This window comes from Paraburkholderia sp. SG-MS1 (assembly GCF_012275575.1).
Taxonomy (GTDB): domain Bacteria; phylum Pseudomonadota; class Gammaproteobacteria; order Burkholderiales; family Burkholderiaceae; genus Paraburkholderia.
Window position 1 is genome coordinate 1 of sequence record NZ_NPIH01000105.1, and the last position, 13222, is coordinate 13222.

Below are 13222 nucleotides of genomic sequence, written 5' to 3' on the forward strand. Positions count from 1 at the left end.
TCGCAATTCGCGAAGGCGGCCGTACGGTCGGCGCTGGTGTGGTTGCCAAGATCCTCGAGTAAAATCGCGGATTGACCTTGCAGTACATGGAGTAATTGGTGCCCGGAGCCGGGCGCCGGCCCCAAGCGGGCGCCCGGCTCTACGTTCTTTACTATCTGGCGGCGCAATACCGCCTCGCTCTTTTCCAAGGAATTGTCATGCAGAACCAGAAAATCCGCATTCGCCTGAAAGCTTTCGACTATCGCCTGATCGACCAATCGGCAGCTGAAATCGTCGACACGGCTAAGCGGACTGGCGCAATCGTTCGTGGTCCGGTGCCCCTGCCGACCCGCATTCAACGCTTCGACATCCTGCGTTCGCCGCACGTCAACAAGACGTCGCGTGATCAGCTTGAAATCCGTACGCACCAACGCCTGATGGATATCGTCGATCCGACGGACAAGACCGTTGACGCATTGATGAAGCTCGATCTGCCGGCGGGCGTGGACGTTGAAATCAAGCTGCAATAAGGCTTGCGGAGCTTGTCCGGCGTGCCGGACAGAGCTAAGTCATTGATTGCTTGCGGAAAACGAAAAGCCTCGCTATAATGCAAGGCTTTTCGCGCATTTGCGCAAAAAAGTCGGTGTGCTGCAGCGTGAATTCACGCCCGAAACGGCGCCGGCATTTTGTAAATTAGCCCCGACCAATCGCAGTCGGGAATGGAGAAAACGATGAGCCTTGGACTCGTAGGTCGCAAGGTTGGCATGACCCGTATCTTCACGGCAGAAGGGGATTCGATTCCCGTTACCGTGCTGGACGTGTCCGACAACCGCGTGACGCAGATCAAGACTGTTGAAACCGACGGCTACACGGCCGTGCAGGTTGCATTCGGTACGCGCCGTGCATCGCGCGTGACGAAGCCGTTGGCCGGTCATCTCGCCAAAGCCGGTGTTCAAGCCGGTGAAATCCTCAAAGAATTCCAGATCGATGCCGCCAAGGCTGCCGAGTTGTCGAACGGTACCGTGGTCGGTCCCGACCTGTTCGAAGTAGGCCAGAAGGTCGACGTGCAAGGCGTGTCGATCGGTAAGGGCTACGCCGGTACCATCAAACGTTACAACTTCGCATCCGGCCGTGCATCGCACGGTAACTCGCGCTCGCACAACGTGCCGGGTTCGATCGGTATGGCGCAAGATCCGGGTCGTGTTTTCCCGGGTAAGCGCATGACCGGTCACATGGGTGACGACACGGTAACGGTGCAAAACCTCGAAATCGCTCGTATCGACGCTGACCGCAAGCTGTTGCTGATCAAGGGCGCCGTTCCGGGTGCGAAGGGTGGCAAGGTATTCGTTACGCCGGCCGTGAAGACGCGTGCCGTGAAAGGAGCGAAATAATGGAACTTAAGCTCCTGAATGCCAATGGTCAGGAAGGTGCAGGCGTTAGCGCGTCGGACGTCGTGTTCGGCCGCGATTACAACGAAGCCCTGATTCACCAGGTAGTGGTGGCGTATCAAGCGAATGCCCGTAGCGGCAACCGCGCGCAGAAGGATCGTGAGCAAGTTAAGCACACGACCAAGAAGCCGTGGCGCCAGAAGGGTACGGGCCGTGCCCGCGCCGGTATGTCGTCGAGCCCGTTGTGGCGCGGCGGTGGCCGGATCTTCCCTAACTCGCCGGAAGAAAACTTTTCGCACAAGGTCAACAAGAAGATGCATCGCGCAGGTCTCTGCTCGATCTTCTCGCAGCTGGCCCGCGAAGGCCGCATCTCGGTGGTCGACGAGCTGACGCTCGAAGCGCCGAAGACAAAGCTGCTGGCCGAAAAATTTAAGGCGATGGGTCTCGACTCCGTGCTGGTGATTACCGACACGGTTGATGAAAACCTGTACCTCGCGTCGCGCAACCTCGCCCATGTGGCAGTTGTCGAGCCGCGTTACGCCGACCCGCTGTCGCTGATCTACTTCAAGAAGATCCTGATCACGAAGGCTGCGGTCGCCCAGATCGAGGAGTTGCTGTCATGAGCGAGATTCGCAAGAACGATCATCGTTTGATGCAGGTCCTGCTCGCACCGGTGATCTCCGAAAAGGCGACGCTGGTGGCCGACAAGAACGAGCAAGTTGTGTTCGAAGTCGCGCCCGATGCCACGAAGCAGGAAGTGAAAGCTGCAGTCGAGCTACTGTTTAAGGTGGAAGTCAATTCCGTCAACGTGCTGGTCTCGAAGGGCAAAGCCAAGCGCTTTGGTCGCTTCATGGGCAAGCGCAAGGACGTGAAGAAGGCATACGTCTGCCTGAAGCCCGGCCAGGAAATCAACTTTGAAGCGGAGGCCAAGTAATCATGGCAATCGTTAAAGTTAAGCCGACTTCGCCGGGTCGCCGTGCGATGGTCAAGGTGGTCAACAAGGATCTGCATAAGGGCAAGCCGTACGCACCGCTGCTCGACTCGCAGTCCTCGACGGCCGGCCGTAACAACAACGGTCACATCACCACGCGTCATAAGGGTGGTGGTCACAAGCATCACTATCGTGTCGTCGATTTCCGTCGCAACAAGGACGGTATCGCAGCGAAGGTGGAGCGTCTCGAGTACGACCCGAACCGTAGCGCGAATATCGCGCTGGTTCTGTACGCGGACGGCGAACGCCGCTACATCATTGCTCCGAAGGGTGTCGCAGTTGGTCAGCAACTGATGTCGGGTTCGGAAGCGCCGATCCGCGCAGGCAACACGCTGCCGATCCGCAACATTCCGGTCGGTACGACGATCCACTGCATCGAAATGCTGCCGGGCAAGGGCGCGCAAATGGCGCGTTCGGCTGGTACGTCGGCGATGTTGCTGGCTCGTGAAGGCATCTACGCACAGGTCCGCCTGCGCTCGGGTGAAATCCGCCGCGTCCACGTTGAGTGCCGCGCGACGATTGGTGAAGTTGGCAACGAAGAGCATAGCCTCCGTCAAATCGGTAAGGCTGGCGCAAACCGCTGGCGCGGTATCCGCCCGACGGTGCGTGGCGTTGCAATGAACCCGGTCGATCACCCGCACGGCGGTGGTGAAGGCAAGACGGCTGCAGGTCGCGATCCGGTGAGCCCGTGGGGCACGCCTGCTAAGGGTTATCGCACCCGCAGCAACAAGCGCACGACGAGCATGATCGTCCAGCGCCGTCACAAGCGTTAAGGAGTAGGCAATGGCACGTTCTGTAAAAAAAGGTCCGTTCTGCGACGCCCATTTGCTGAAGAAAGTTGAGGCGGCAGCAGCTTCGCGGGATAAGAAGCCGATCAAAACCTGGTCGCGTCGCTCGACGATCCTCCCGGATTTCATCGGTCTGACGATCGCCGTTCACAACGGCCGTCAACACGTTCCGGTGTACATCTCGGAAAACATGGTCGGCCACAAGCTTGGCGAGTTTGCTTTGACCCGTACGTTCAAGGGTCACGCAGCCGACAAGAAGGCTAAGAAATAAGGGGCTCATGATGGAAGTGAAAGCAATTCATCGCGGTGCCCGCATCTCGGCGCAGAAAACGCGCCTTGTGGCTGACCAGATCCGCGGTTTGCCGGTCGACAAGGCGCTGAACGTTCTGACGTTCTCGCCGAAGAAGGCTGCGGGAATCGTGAAAAAGGTCGTGCTGTCGGCGATCGCGAATGCGGAGCATAACGAAGGCGCCGATATCGATGAGCTCAAGATCACGAGCATTTACATCGACAAGGCTGCGTCGCTCAAGCGTTTCACCGCGCGCGCTAAAGGCCGGGGTAACCGCATCGAGAAGCAATCCTGTCACATCACTGTGACGGTCGGGAATTAAGGGGTCATACGATGGGACAGAAAATTCATCCGACTGGCTTCCGTTTGGCCGTCAGCCGCAATTGGGCGTCGCGTTGGTACGCGAACAACAACAATTTCGCGGCGATGTTGCAGGAAGACATCGGTGTTCGTGAATACTTGAAGAAGAAGCTGAAAAACGCTTCGGTTGGTCGCGTCGTTATCGAGCGTCCGGCGAAGAACGCGCGTATCACGATTTATAGCTCGCGTCCGGGTGTTGTCATTGGTAAGAAGGGCGAGGATATCGAACTGCTGAAGTCGGAACTGCAGCGCCGCATGGGCGTTCCGGTCCACGTCAACATCGAAGAGATCCGCAAGCCGGAAACCGATGCGCAACTGATCGCGGATTCGATCACGCAGCAACTCGAGCGCCGGATCATGTTCCGTCGCGCGATGAAGCGTGCGATGCAAAACGCAATGCGTCTGGGTGCTCAAGGCATCAAGATCATGAGCGCAGGCCGCCTGAATGGTATCGAAATCGCTCGTACGGAATGGTATCGCGAAGGTCGCGTGCCGCTTCATACGCTGCGTGCTGATATCGACTACGCGACTTCGGAAGCGAAGACGACGTACGGCATCATCGGCGTGAAGGTGTGGGTCTACAAGGGCGACACGCTCGGCCGCAACGACGCTCCGGTGGTTGAAGAAGTCGCCGAAGAAAAGCGTCCGCGCCGCAACGCACGTCCGGGTGGCGATCGCCGTCCGCGTCGCGATGGTGAAGGTGGTGGCCCGGCAGGTGCACGCCGTGGCGCTCCTCGTCGTGCTGGCGGTGCCGGTGGCGACGGGAAGACTGGAGAATAACGATGCTGCAACCGAAACGCAGAAAGTATCGCAAAGAGCAGAAGGGTCGTAACACCGGTATCGCTACCCGCGGCAACGCGGTGTCGTTCGGTGAGTTCGGCCTGAAGGCTGTCGGTCGAGGTCGCTTGACCGCGCGCCAGATTGAAGCGGCACGTCGTGCAATGACGCGTCACATCAAGCGTGGTGGCCGCATCTGGATCCGCATCTTCCCGGACAAGCCGATCTCGCACAAGCCGGCTGAAGTACGTATGGGTAACGGTAAAGGTAACCCCGAGTACTACGTCGCAGAGATTCAACCGGGCAAGATGCTGTACGAAATGGACGGCGTAACCGAAGAGCTGGCACGCGAAGCGTTCCGTCTGGCTGCAGCTAAGCTGCCGCTGAAGACGACGTTTATCGTGCGTCAGCTCGGCGCCTAAGGAGCAAATGATGAAGGCTTCCGAACTTCACCAGAAAGATCAGGCCGCGCTCAACAAGGAGCTGTCGGACCTGTTGAAGGCGCAATTCGGCCTGCGCATGCAACTCGCGACCCAGCAGCTCACGAATACGAGCCAGCTGAAGAAGGTCCGTCGCGACATCGCACGTGTGCGGACCGTCCTGACTGAGAAGGCGAACCAGAAATGAACGATAGCGTAAAAACCTCGCTCAAGCGGACGCTGGTCGGCAAGGTCGTCAGCAACAAGATGGACAAGACGGTCACCGTGCTGGTTGAGCACCGCGTGAAGCATCCGATCTACGGCAAGTACGTTGTGCGTTCGAAGAAATACCACGCGCACGACGATGCGAACACGTACAACGAGGGCGACCTCGTTGAAATCCAGGAAACGCGTCCGATTTCGAAGACGAAAGCTTGGGTTGTGGCTCGCCTGGTCGAGGCTGCTCGCGTCATCTGACGCCGCAAAGTTGTAGAAGTAATTGAAATCGCAGTAAGTTTCGCTTGCAAGACCGGGATTATTTGTTATAATCTCGGTCTTCCCTCTTTTATGGGAGCCCCGTCGCGGGCGAAGTTGGTGGGGGAAGCGGTTCGGGCGCCAGCCTGTTCCGAAGGATTCACCGGATTGCGATGGCGGGTTTCGTTTGCCGTCGCTGCTGTTCATACCCAAGCAGCCGATTGGCTGACGGGACCAAGACTGACCGGGTACGCCATGGTGGTGTGACCGGATTAAGTTGGGAAAGATAAACCATGATCCAGACCGAAACTCGGCTTGAAGTGGCCGACAACACGGGTGCGCGTGAAGTCATGTGCATCAAGGTGCTCGGCGGCTCGAAGCGTCGTTATGCCAGCATTGGCGACATCATTAAGGTGACCGTCAAAGAAGCAACGCCGCGCGGGCGCGTGAAGAAAGGCGAAATTTATAACGCCGTGGTGGTTCGCACCGCCAAGGGCGTGCGCCGTCAGGACGGCTCGCTGATCAAGTTCGATGGCAACGCCGCTGTGTTGTTAAATGCGAAGCTCGAACCTATTGGCACCCGTATTTTCGGGCCTGTCACGCGCGAGTTGCGCAGCGAACGATTCATGAAGATCGTTTCGCTGGCACCTGAAGTGCTGTAAGGAGTCGCGATGAACAAGATTCGCAAAGGTGACGAAGTTATCGTCATCACCGGCAAAGATAAAGGCAAGCGCGGCGTCGTGCTGTCCGTTGGCGAAGGCAAAGTTATTGTCGAGGGTATCAACCTCGTCAAGAAACACGTCAAGCCGAACCCAATGAAGGGTACGACGGGCGGTGTGGAAGCCAAGACGATGCCGCTGCAAATTTCGAACGTCGCATTGGTCGACGCGAATGGCAAGGCGTCGCGTGTAGGCATCAAGGTCGAAGGAGACAAGAAGGTGCGTTTCCTTAAGACGACCGGTGCCGAGCTGAGCGCCTGACGCTGCGGAGTATAAAAATGGCTCGTTTGCAAGAGTTTTACAAAGAAAAGGTTGTACCCGGCCTTATCGAAAAGTTCGGTTACAAGTCCGTGATGGAAGTGCCGCGCATCACCAAGATCACCCTGAATATGGGCCTTGGCGAAGCGGTTGCTGACAAGAAGATCATCGAAAACGCCGTTGGCGACCTGACGAAGATCGCCGGCCAGAAGCCGGTGATCACGAAGGCGCGTAAGGCGATCGCTGGCTTCAAGATCCGTCAGGGCTATCCGATCGGTGCAATGGTCACGTTGCGTGGTCAGGCAATGTACGAATTTCTGGACCGTTTCGTGACGGTTGCGCTCCCGCGTGTGCGTGACTTTCGTGGCGTGTCGGGTCGTGCGTTCGATGGTCGCGGCAACTACAACATCGGTGTGAAAGAGCAGATCATTTTCCCCGAAATCGACTACGACAAAATCGACGCATTGCGTGGGCTGAACATCAGCATCACGACGACTGCGAAGACCGACGACGAAGCAAAGGCCCTGCTCGCCAGCTTCAAGTTCCCGTTCAGAAACTGAGGTTACCGTGGCTAAACTGGCACTGATCGAACGTGAAAAGAAGCGTGCTCGCCTCGCTGCTAAGTACGCTCCCAAGCGTGCAGAGTTGAAGGCGATCATTAGCGATATGAGCAAGTCGGACGAAGAGCATTACGCAGCACGTCTGGAACTGCAACAACTGCCGCGCAACTCTAACCCGACCCGTAAGCGCAATCGTTGCGCAATTACCGGTCGTCCGCGCGGTACGTTCCGTAAATTCGGGCTGGCGCGTAACAAGATTCGTGAAATCGCGTTCCGCGGCGAGATCCCTGGCCTGACCAAGGCGAGCTGGTAATAGGAGAAACGTAAATGAGCATGAGTGATCCTATCGCCGATATGCTGACTCGCATCCGCAATGCGCAGATGGTTGAGAAAGTCTCGGTGACTATGCCCTCGTCGAAAGTCAAGGTTGCGATTGCGCAGGTCCTGAAGGACGAAGGCTATATCGATGATTTCGCAGTGAAGTCCGAAGGTGCGAAGTCTGAATTGAACATCGTGTTGAAGTACTACGCTGGCCGTCCGGTGATCGAGCGCATTGAACGCGTTTCGAAGCCTGGTCTGCGTGTGTACCGCGGCCGTAACGACATCCCCGTGGTCATGAATGGCCTTGGCGTGGCAATCGTGTCGACGCCGAAGGGCGTGATGACGGACCGCAAGGCGCGTGCAACGGGCGTTGGCGGCGAAGTCATCTGCTACGTCGCTTAAGGCCGAAAGGAGAGAAACATGTCTCGAGTAGGTAAAAGCCCGATCGCGCTGCAAGGCGCAGAAGTGGCCCTTAGCGACGAACGCATTACCGTCAAGGGCCCGCTGGGTACGATTTCGCAGGCTGCCAATAGCCTAGTGAAAGTGGTGAACGACAACGGCACGCTGAAGATCGAGCCGGTGGGCGAGAGCCGCGAAGCGAATGCGATGTCGGGCACGATGCGCGCACTGGTTGCGAACATGGTGCACGGCGTGACGAAGGGTTTCGAGCGCAAGCTGACGCTGGTTGGCGTCGGTTACCGCGCACAGGCGCAAGGCGACAAGCTGAACCTGTCGCTGGGTTTCTCGCACCCTGTGGTGCACCAGATGCCGGAAGGCGTCAAGGCAGAAACCCCGTCGCAAACCGAAATCGTGATCAAGGGGATCGACAAACAGCAAGTTGGCCAGGTCGCTGCAGAAGTGCGCGGCTATCGCCCGCCGGAGCCTTATAAGGGCAAGGGTGTGCGTTACGCCAATGAGGTTGTGATCCTCAAAGAAACGAAGAAGAAGTAAGGGTGCGCAATCATGGATAAGACTCAATCTCGCCTGCGCCGCGCTCGTCAGACGCGTATCAAGATCGCTGAGCTGCAGGTCGCGCGTCTCGCCGTGCATCGCACGAACACGCACATCTATGCGCAAGTGTTCTCGCCATGCGGCACCAAGGTGCTCGCCAGCGCGTCGACGCTCGAAGCCGAAGTGCGTGCGCAATTGGCTGATCAGACGGGCAAGGGCGGCAACGTCGCTGCGGCGACCCTGATCGGTAAGCGCATCGCAGAAAAGGCTAAGGCTGCCGGCATCGAATCCGTCGCCTTCGACCGTTCGGGTTTCCGTTACCACGGCCGCGTGAAAGCGCTGGCTGATGCGGCGCGCGAAGCCGGACTCAAGTTCTAAGGGAAGAATTCGTCATGGCAAAGATGCAAGCGAAAGTTCAGGCTGACGAACGCGACGACGGCCTTCGTGAAAAAATGATTTCGGTCAACCGCGTGACCAAGGTAGTGAAGGGTGGCCGGATTCTCGGTTTCGCCGCACTGACCGTGGTCGGCGATGGTGATGGCCGCGTCGGTATGGGCAAGGGCAAGGCGAAGGAAGTGCCGGTCGCTGTTCAGAAGGCGATGGAACAGGCTCGCCGTAACATGTTTAAGGTGCCGCTGAAGAACGGTACCCTGCAACACGAAGTGCACGGTAAGCACGGCGCATCGATGGTCCTCCTCGCTCCGGCGAAGGACGGTACCGGTGTGATCGCTGGTGGCCCGATGCGCGCAGTGTTCGACGTGATGGGCGTGCAGAACGTTGTGGCCAAGAGCCACGGTTCGACGAACCCGTACAACCTCGTTCGTGCAACCCTCGACGGCCTGCGTAAGCAGTCGACGCCGGGGGACATCGCGGCGAAGCGCGGCAAGTCCGTCGAAGATATTCTGGGCTAAGGTGGACACCATGTCTGATAAAACTGTCAAGGTCCAGCTCGTCAAGAGCCTGATCGGCACCCGTGAAACGCATCGTGCAACGGTGCGTGGCTTGGGCCTGCGCCGACTCAACTCGGTTAGCGAGTTGCAGGATACGCCGGCTGTGCGCGGCATGATCAACAAGGTTTCGTACCTCGTTAAGGTCATCAGCTAAGCGGCTCACCAGGACTCAAGGAGTTGATAATGGAATTGAATAACCTGAAGCCGGCTGAAGGCGCTAAGCACGCAAAGCGTCGCGTTGGGCGCGGTATCGGCTCCGGCCTCGGCAAGACCGCTGGCCGTGGCCACAAGGGTCAGAAGTCGCGCTCGGGCGGCTTTCACAAGGTTGGCTTCGAAGGCGGTCAAATGCCGCTGCAACGTCGCCTGCCCAAGCGTGGCTTCACCTCGCTGACGAAGGAATTCGTCGGTGAAGTGCGTCTCTCGGATCTGGAAAAGCTGCCGGTCGACGAAATCGATCTGCTGGCTCTGAAGCAAGCTGGCCTCGTCGGCGAGCTGATCAGGAGCGCCAAGATCATTGCGACGGGCGAGCTCAAGCGCAAGGTCGTTGTGAAGGGTCTGGGTGCGACGAAGGGTGCGCGCGCTGCGATTGAAGCAGCCGGCGGCTCTTTTGCCGAGTAACGCGCAAGTTATTTGCCGTCACTAGCATTTGCATCGGAGAAGGTACTTGGCTAACAGCCCGAGTCTCGCAAAACCCGGTCGCGGCGCGGCGAAGTTTGGCGATCTGCGTCGGCGTGCAGTGTTCCTGCTGCTGGCGTTGATCGTCTATCGTATCGGCGCGCATATTCCGGTGCCGGGTATTGACCCGGACCAGCTGGCAAAGTTGTTCCAAAGCCAGTCGGGCGGCATCCTTGGCATGTTCAACATGTTTTCGGGTGGCGCACTTTCGCGGTTCACGATTTTCGCGCTGGGGATCATGCCGTACATTTCGGCGTCGATCATCATGCAGTTGCTGGCGATTGTCTCGCCGCAACTCGAAGCGCTGAAAAAGGAAGGTCAGGCGGGTCAACGGAAGATCACGCAGTACACGCGTATCTTTACGGTCCTGCTGGCGACGTTTCAGGCATTTGGCATTGCCGTCGCACTGGAAAATCAGCCGGGCCTGGTAATCGATCCGGGGATGGTGTTTCGGTTGACGACGGTCGTGACGCTGGTGACGGGCACGATGTTCCTGATGTGGCTGGGTGAGCAGATCACGGAGCGCGGGCTTGGCAACGGTATCTCGATCATCATTTTTGGCGGTATTGCGGCGGGTTTCCCGAACGCAATCGGTGGGCTTTTCGAACTGGTGCGAACAGGCTCGATGAGCATCATCTCGGCAATTATCGTGGTCGCGCTGATTGCTGCCGTGACGTATCTGGTGGTGTTCATCGAACGCGGCCAGCGCAAGATTCTTGTGAACTACGCCAAGCGGCAAGTCGGCAACAAGATTTACGGCGGGCAGTCTTCGCATCTGCCGCTGAAGCTGAACATGTCGGGTGTGATTCCGCCGATCTTCGCATCGTCGATCATTCTCTTCCCGGCAACTGTCCTGAACTGGTTTAGTTCGGGATCGCGTACCAGCTGGTTCGCAGACACGCTGCACAACGTGGCCGAAGCTCTCAAGCCCGGTCAACCCGTGTACGTGTTGCTGTACGCGTTGGCGATCGTCTTCTTCTGCTTCTTCTACACCGCACTGGTGTTCAACAGCAGGGAAACGGCCGACAACCTGAAAAAGAGTGGCGCTTTCGTCCCAGGCATCCGCCCGGGCGATCAAACGGCGCGATATATCGACCGTATCCTCACGCGTTTGACGCTGGCTGGTGCGATCTACATCGTGTTTGTTTGTCTGCTGCCCGAATTTCTGGTGCTGCGCTGGAACGTGCCGTTTTATTTTGGTGGAACGTCGCTGCTGATCATTGTCGTCGTCACAATGGACTTCATGGCGCAGGTGCAGTCGTACGTTATGTCGCAACAGTATGAATCGCTGCTGAAGAAAGCTAATTTCAAAGGCGGCGGCGTCCCGATGCGTTGAAAGGACTTATGGCCAAAGACGATGTTATCCAGATGCAGGGTGAAGTCATCGAAAACCTGCCTAACGCTACCTTCAGGGTGAAGCTGGAAAACGGCCATGTCGTATTGGGACACATATCTGGGAAGATGCGGATGCACTACATCCGAATTTTGCCGGGCGACAAGGTGACGGTTGAATTGACGCCTTACGATCTGTCGCGTGCGCGGATCGTGTTCCGGGCGAAGTGATTTGAAAAAAGGGTAATATCATGAAAGTGATGGCATCGGTTAAGCGCATTTGCCGCAATTGCAAGATCATCAAGCGCAAAGGCGTTGTGCGCGTGATTTGCAGTTCTGATCCGCGCCACAAACAGCGTCAAGGCTGAACGCCGCGCTTTTGCTTGCGCTTTTTGTTTGAGGAAAAACAATGGCTCGTATCGCAGGGGTTAACATCCCGAATCACCAGCATACTGAAATCGGCCTGACGGCTATTTACGGTATCGGCCGCACGCGCTCGCGCGACATTTGCGTCGCTGCTGGTGTGGCATTTTCGAAGAAGGTCAAAGACCTGAACGACGCAGACCTCGAAAAGCTGCGTGAAGAAGTCGGCAAGTTCATCGTTGAAGGCGATCTGCGCCGTGAAACGACGATGAACATTAAGCGCCTGATGGATCTCGGCTGCTACCGTGGCGTTCGGCATCGTAAGGGCTTGCCCCTGCGCGGCCAACGTACGCGTACGAATGCCCGTACGCGCAAGGGTCCGCGTCGTGCAGCGCAATCGCTGAAGAAGTAAGCGGAACTGACAGTTACAGGAAAACGTAATGGCTAAGGCTTCGAACAACTCCGCGGCGCAACGCGTTCGCAAGAAGGTCAAGAAGAACGTCGCCGAGGGCGTGGTTCACGTTCACGCGTCGTTCAACAACACCATCATTACGATCACCGATCGTCAAGGCAATGCACTTGCCTGGGCAACGTCGGGTGGTCAGGGCTTCAAGGGTTCGCGTAAATCGACCCCGTTTGCAGCTCAGGTGGCAGCCGAATCGGCAGGCCGCGTGGCGATGGAATACGGCGTCAAGAACCTCGAAGTGCGGATCAAGGGCCCCGGTCCTGGCCGCGAGTCGGCGGTGCGCGCGTTGCATGGTCTTGGTATCAAGATCACCGCGATCTCCGACGTGACTCCGGTGCCGCACAACGGCTGCCGTCCGCCGAAGCGTCGTCGTATCTAAGACGCGGGTGTTGCTAGCGCCTGTTGCCGCCCTACGCGGCGGCAGGCCGCTTGCGCTATTGAATTGACTAAGCCCACCGTTCGACCCAAAGGGTTCGGACTAGCGCGAATGCATGCGTTCGCGTGATTAATCATAGAAGGAATCAACGTGGCACGTTATATCGGCCCTAAGGCCAAGCTGTCCCGCCGTGAAGGCACTGACCTCTTCCTGAAGAGCGCCCGTCGTTCGCTCGCTGACAAATGTAAGCTTGACAGCAAGCCCGGCCAACATGGCCGCACTTCGGGTGCACGTACGTCCGACTACGGCACGCAGCTGCGCGAAAAGCAAAAAGTTAAGCGTATCTACGGTGTTCTCGAGCGTCAATTCCGCCGCTACTTCGCTGAAGCTGACCGCCTGAAGGGCAACACGGGTGAAAACCTGCTCCAGTTGCTCGAATCACGTCTGGACAATGTCGTGTATCGCATGGGCTTCGGCTCAACGCGCGCTGAAGCACGTCAGCTCGTGAGCCACAAGGCGATTATGGTGAACGGCGTCGTGTCGAACATCCCGTCGATGCAAGTGAAAGCAGGCGACGTTGTCGCAGTGCGCGAACAGAAGAAGAAGCAAGCGCGTATTCTCGAAGCGCTGTCGCTGGCTGAGCAAGGCGGTCTGCCGAGCTGGGTCGCTGTCGATTCGAAGAAATTCGAAGGCACGTTCAAGTCGAAGCCGGAACGCAGCGACATCGCTGGCGATATCAACGAAAGCCTGATCGTCGAATTGTATTCGCGGTAATCGGATTAACGG

27 protein-coding genes are annotated in these 13222 nt (G+C 57.7%); all 27 read left to right on the forward strand.

Annotation, left to right across the window (positions count from 1 at the left end; genetic code table 11):
- The first annotated feature begins 197 nt into the window (after positions 1-197).
- Positions 198-509, forward strand: a complete 312-nt coding sequence (rpsJ, locus tag CIC12_RS07150) for a 30S ribosomal protein S10 (RefSeq protein WP_006998489.1) — start codon at positions 198-200, stop codon at positions 507-509.
- A gap of 201 nt (positions 510-710) precedes the next feature.
- Positions 711-1370 (forward strand): 50S ribosomal protein L3, encoded by a 660-nt coding sequence (gene rplC, locus CIC12_RS07155; protein WP_168663474.1) that lies wholly within the window; start codon positions 711-713, stop codon positions 1368-1370.
- Positions 1370-1990, forward strand: coding sequence for a 50S ribosomal protein L4 (gene rplD, locus CIC12_RS07160; protein ID WP_007180136.1), 621 nt, complete (start codon positions 1370-1372; stop codon positions 1988-1990). Before rplC ends, rplD begins: the two co-directional genes overlap by 1 nt.
- A complete protein-coding gene (gene rplW, locus CIC12_RS07165; RefSeq protein WP_007180135.1) occupies positions 1987-2301 on the forward strand; it encodes a 50S ribosomal protein L23 in 315 nt (104 codons plus the stop codon). The genes rplD and rplW overlap by 4 nt, the downstream gene beginning before the upstream one ends.
- A gap of 2 nt (positions 2302-2303) precedes the next feature.
- On the forward strand, positions 2304-3131 hold the full coding sequence (gene rplB / locus CIC12_RS07170; protein ID WP_168663475.1) for a 50S ribosomal protein L2: 828 nt from the start codon (positions 2304-2306) through the stop codon (positions 3129-3131).
- Positions 3132-3141: 10 nt separating this feature from the next.
- Positions 3142-3417: a 30S ribosomal protein S19 gene (rpsS, locus tag CIC12_RS07175; protein ID WP_004199273.1), complete on the forward strand. Its 276-nt coding sequence runs from the start codon at positions 3142-3144 to the stop codon at positions 3415-3417.
- A 7-nt stretch (positions 3418-3424) separates the two neighbouring features.
- On the forward strand, positions 3425-3757 hold the full coding sequence (rplV, locus tag CIC12_RS07180) for a 50S ribosomal protein L22 (RefSeq protein WP_007180133.1): 333 nt from the start codon (positions 3425-3427) through the stop codon (positions 3755-3757).
- Between the two features lie 11 nt (positions 3758-3768).
- The gene (gene rpsC, locus CIC12_RS07185) at positions 3769-4575 is read left to right on the forward strand and encodes a 30S ribosomal protein S3 (protein ID WP_020070582.1); all 807 of its coding nucleotides are present in this window, start codon (positions 3769-3771) and stop codon (positions 4573-4575) included.
- Between the two features lie 2 nt (positions 4576-4577).
- Positions 4578-4994: a 50S ribosomal protein L16 gene (rplP, locus tag CIC12_RS07190; RefSeq protein WP_042329259.1), complete on the forward strand. Its 417-nt coding sequence runs from the start codon at positions 4578-4580 to the stop codon at positions 4992-4994.
- A 10-nt stretch (positions 4995-5004) separates the two neighbouring features.
- A complete protein-coding gene (rpmC, locus tag CIC12_RS07195) occupies positions 5005-5199 on the forward strand; it encodes a 50S ribosomal protein L29 (protein ID WP_007180130.1) in 195 nt (64 codons plus the stop codon).
- Positions 5196-5468, forward strand: coding sequence for a 30S ribosomal protein S17 (gene rpsQ, locus CIC12_RS07200; RefSeq protein ID WP_007180129.1), 273 nt, complete (start codon positions 5196-5198; stop codon positions 5466-5468). Before rpmC ends, rpsQ begins: the two co-directional genes overlap by 4 nt.
- Positions 5469-5758: 290 nt before the next feature.
- Positions 5759-6127, forward strand: a complete 369-nt coding sequence (rplN, locus tag CIC12_RS07205; protein ID WP_006052212.1) for a 50S ribosomal protein L14 — start codon at positions 5759-5761, stop codon at positions 6125-6127.
- Between the two features lie 9 nt (positions 6128-6136).
- Positions 6137-6445 (forward strand): 50S ribosomal protein L24, encoded by a 309-nt coding sequence (gene rplX / locus CIC12_RS07210; RefSeq protein WP_006052213.1) that lies wholly within the window; start codon positions 6137-6139, stop codon positions 6443-6445.
- Between the two features lie 17 nt (positions 6446-6462).
- Positions 6463-7002, forward strand: a complete 540-nt coding sequence (rplE, locus tag CIC12_RS07215; RefSeq protein WP_006052214.1) for a 50S ribosomal protein L5 — start codon at positions 6463-6465, stop codon at positions 7000-7002.
- A gap of 7 nt (positions 7003-7009) precedes the next feature.
- Entirely contained in the window at positions 7010-7315 is a 306-nt protein-coding gene (rpsN, locus tag CIC12_RS07220; RefSeq protein WP_013340737.1) for a 30S ribosomal protein S14, read from the forward strand.
- A 14-nt stretch (positions 7316-7329) separates the two neighbouring features.
- Positions 7330-7725 (forward strand): 30S ribosomal protein S8, encoded by a 396-nt coding sequence (rpsH, locus tag CIC12_RS07225; protein WP_006052216.1) that lies wholly within the window; start codon positions 7330-7332, stop codon positions 7723-7725.
- Between the two features lie 18 nt (positions 7726-7743).
- The gene (gene rplF, locus CIC12_RS07230; protein WP_168663476.1) at positions 7744-8274 is read left to right on the forward strand and encodes a 50S ribosomal protein L6; all 531 of its coding nucleotides are present in this window, start codon (positions 7744-7746) and stop codon (positions 8272-8274) included.
- Positions 8275-8286: 12 nt separating this feature from the next.
- Positions 8287-8652: a 50S ribosomal protein L18 gene (gene rplR, locus CIC12_RS07235; protein ID WP_006052218.1), complete on the forward strand. Its 366-nt coding sequence runs from the start codon at positions 8287-8289 to the stop codon at positions 8650-8652.
- 14 nt (positions 8653-8666) lie between these two features.
- Positions 8667-9185: a 30S ribosomal protein S5 gene (gene rpsE, locus CIC12_RS07240; RefSeq protein ID WP_006052219.1), complete on the forward strand. Its 519-nt coding sequence runs from the start codon at positions 8667-8669 to the stop codon at positions 9183-9185.
- A gap of 10 nt (positions 9186-9195) precedes the next feature.
- The gene (gene rpmD / locus CIC12_RS07245) at positions 9196-9378 is read left to right on the forward strand and encodes a 50S ribosomal protein L30 (protein ID WP_007180126.1); all 183 of its coding nucleotides are present in this window, start codon (positions 9196-9198) and stop codon (positions 9376-9378) included.
- Between the two features lie 29 nt (positions 9379-9407).
- Positions 9408-9842: a 50S ribosomal protein L15 gene (gene rplO / locus CIC12_RS07250; RefSeq protein ID WP_075303261.1), complete on the forward strand. Its 435-nt coding sequence runs from the start codon at positions 9408-9410 to the stop codon at positions 9840-9842.
- 46 nt (positions 9843-9888) lie between these two features.
- The gene (gene secY / locus CIC12_RS07255) at positions 9889-11235 is read left to right on the forward strand and encodes a preprotein translocase subunit SecY (RefSeq protein WP_168663477.1); all 1347 of its coding nucleotides are present in this window, start codon (positions 9889-9891) and stop codon (positions 11233-11235) included.
- Positions 11236-11243: 8 nt separating this feature from the next.
- Positions 11244-11462 (forward strand): translation initiation factor IF-1, encoded by a 219-nt coding sequence (gene infA / locus CIC12_RS07260; protein ID WP_004521905.1) that lies wholly within the window; start codon positions 11244-11246, stop codon positions 11460-11462.
- Between the two features lie 20 nt (positions 11463-11482).
- Entirely contained in the window at positions 11483-11599 is a 117-nt protein-coding gene (gene rpmJ / locus CIC12_RS07265; protein ID WP_004199844.1) for a 50S ribosomal protein L36, read from the forward strand.
- Positions 11600-11640: 41 nt separating this feature from the next.
- Positions 11641-12006, forward strand: a complete 366-nt coding sequence (gene rpsM, locus CIC12_RS07270) for a 30S ribosomal protein S13 (RefSeq protein WP_006052223.1) — start codon at positions 11641-11643, stop codon at positions 12004-12006.
- A 28-nt stretch (positions 12007-12034) separates the two neighbouring features.
- A complete protein-coding gene (rpsK, locus tag CIC12_RS07275) occupies positions 12035-12439 on the forward strand; it encodes a 30S ribosomal protein S11 (protein WP_006052224.1) in 405 nt (134 codons plus the stop codon).
- Between the two features lie 147 nt (positions 12440-12586).
- Entirely contained in the window at positions 12587-13210 is a 624-nt protein-coding gene (gene rpsD, locus CIC12_RS07280; protein WP_121315894.1) for a 30S ribosomal protein S4, read from the forward strand.
- Positions 13211-13222: the final 12 nt, after the last annotated feature.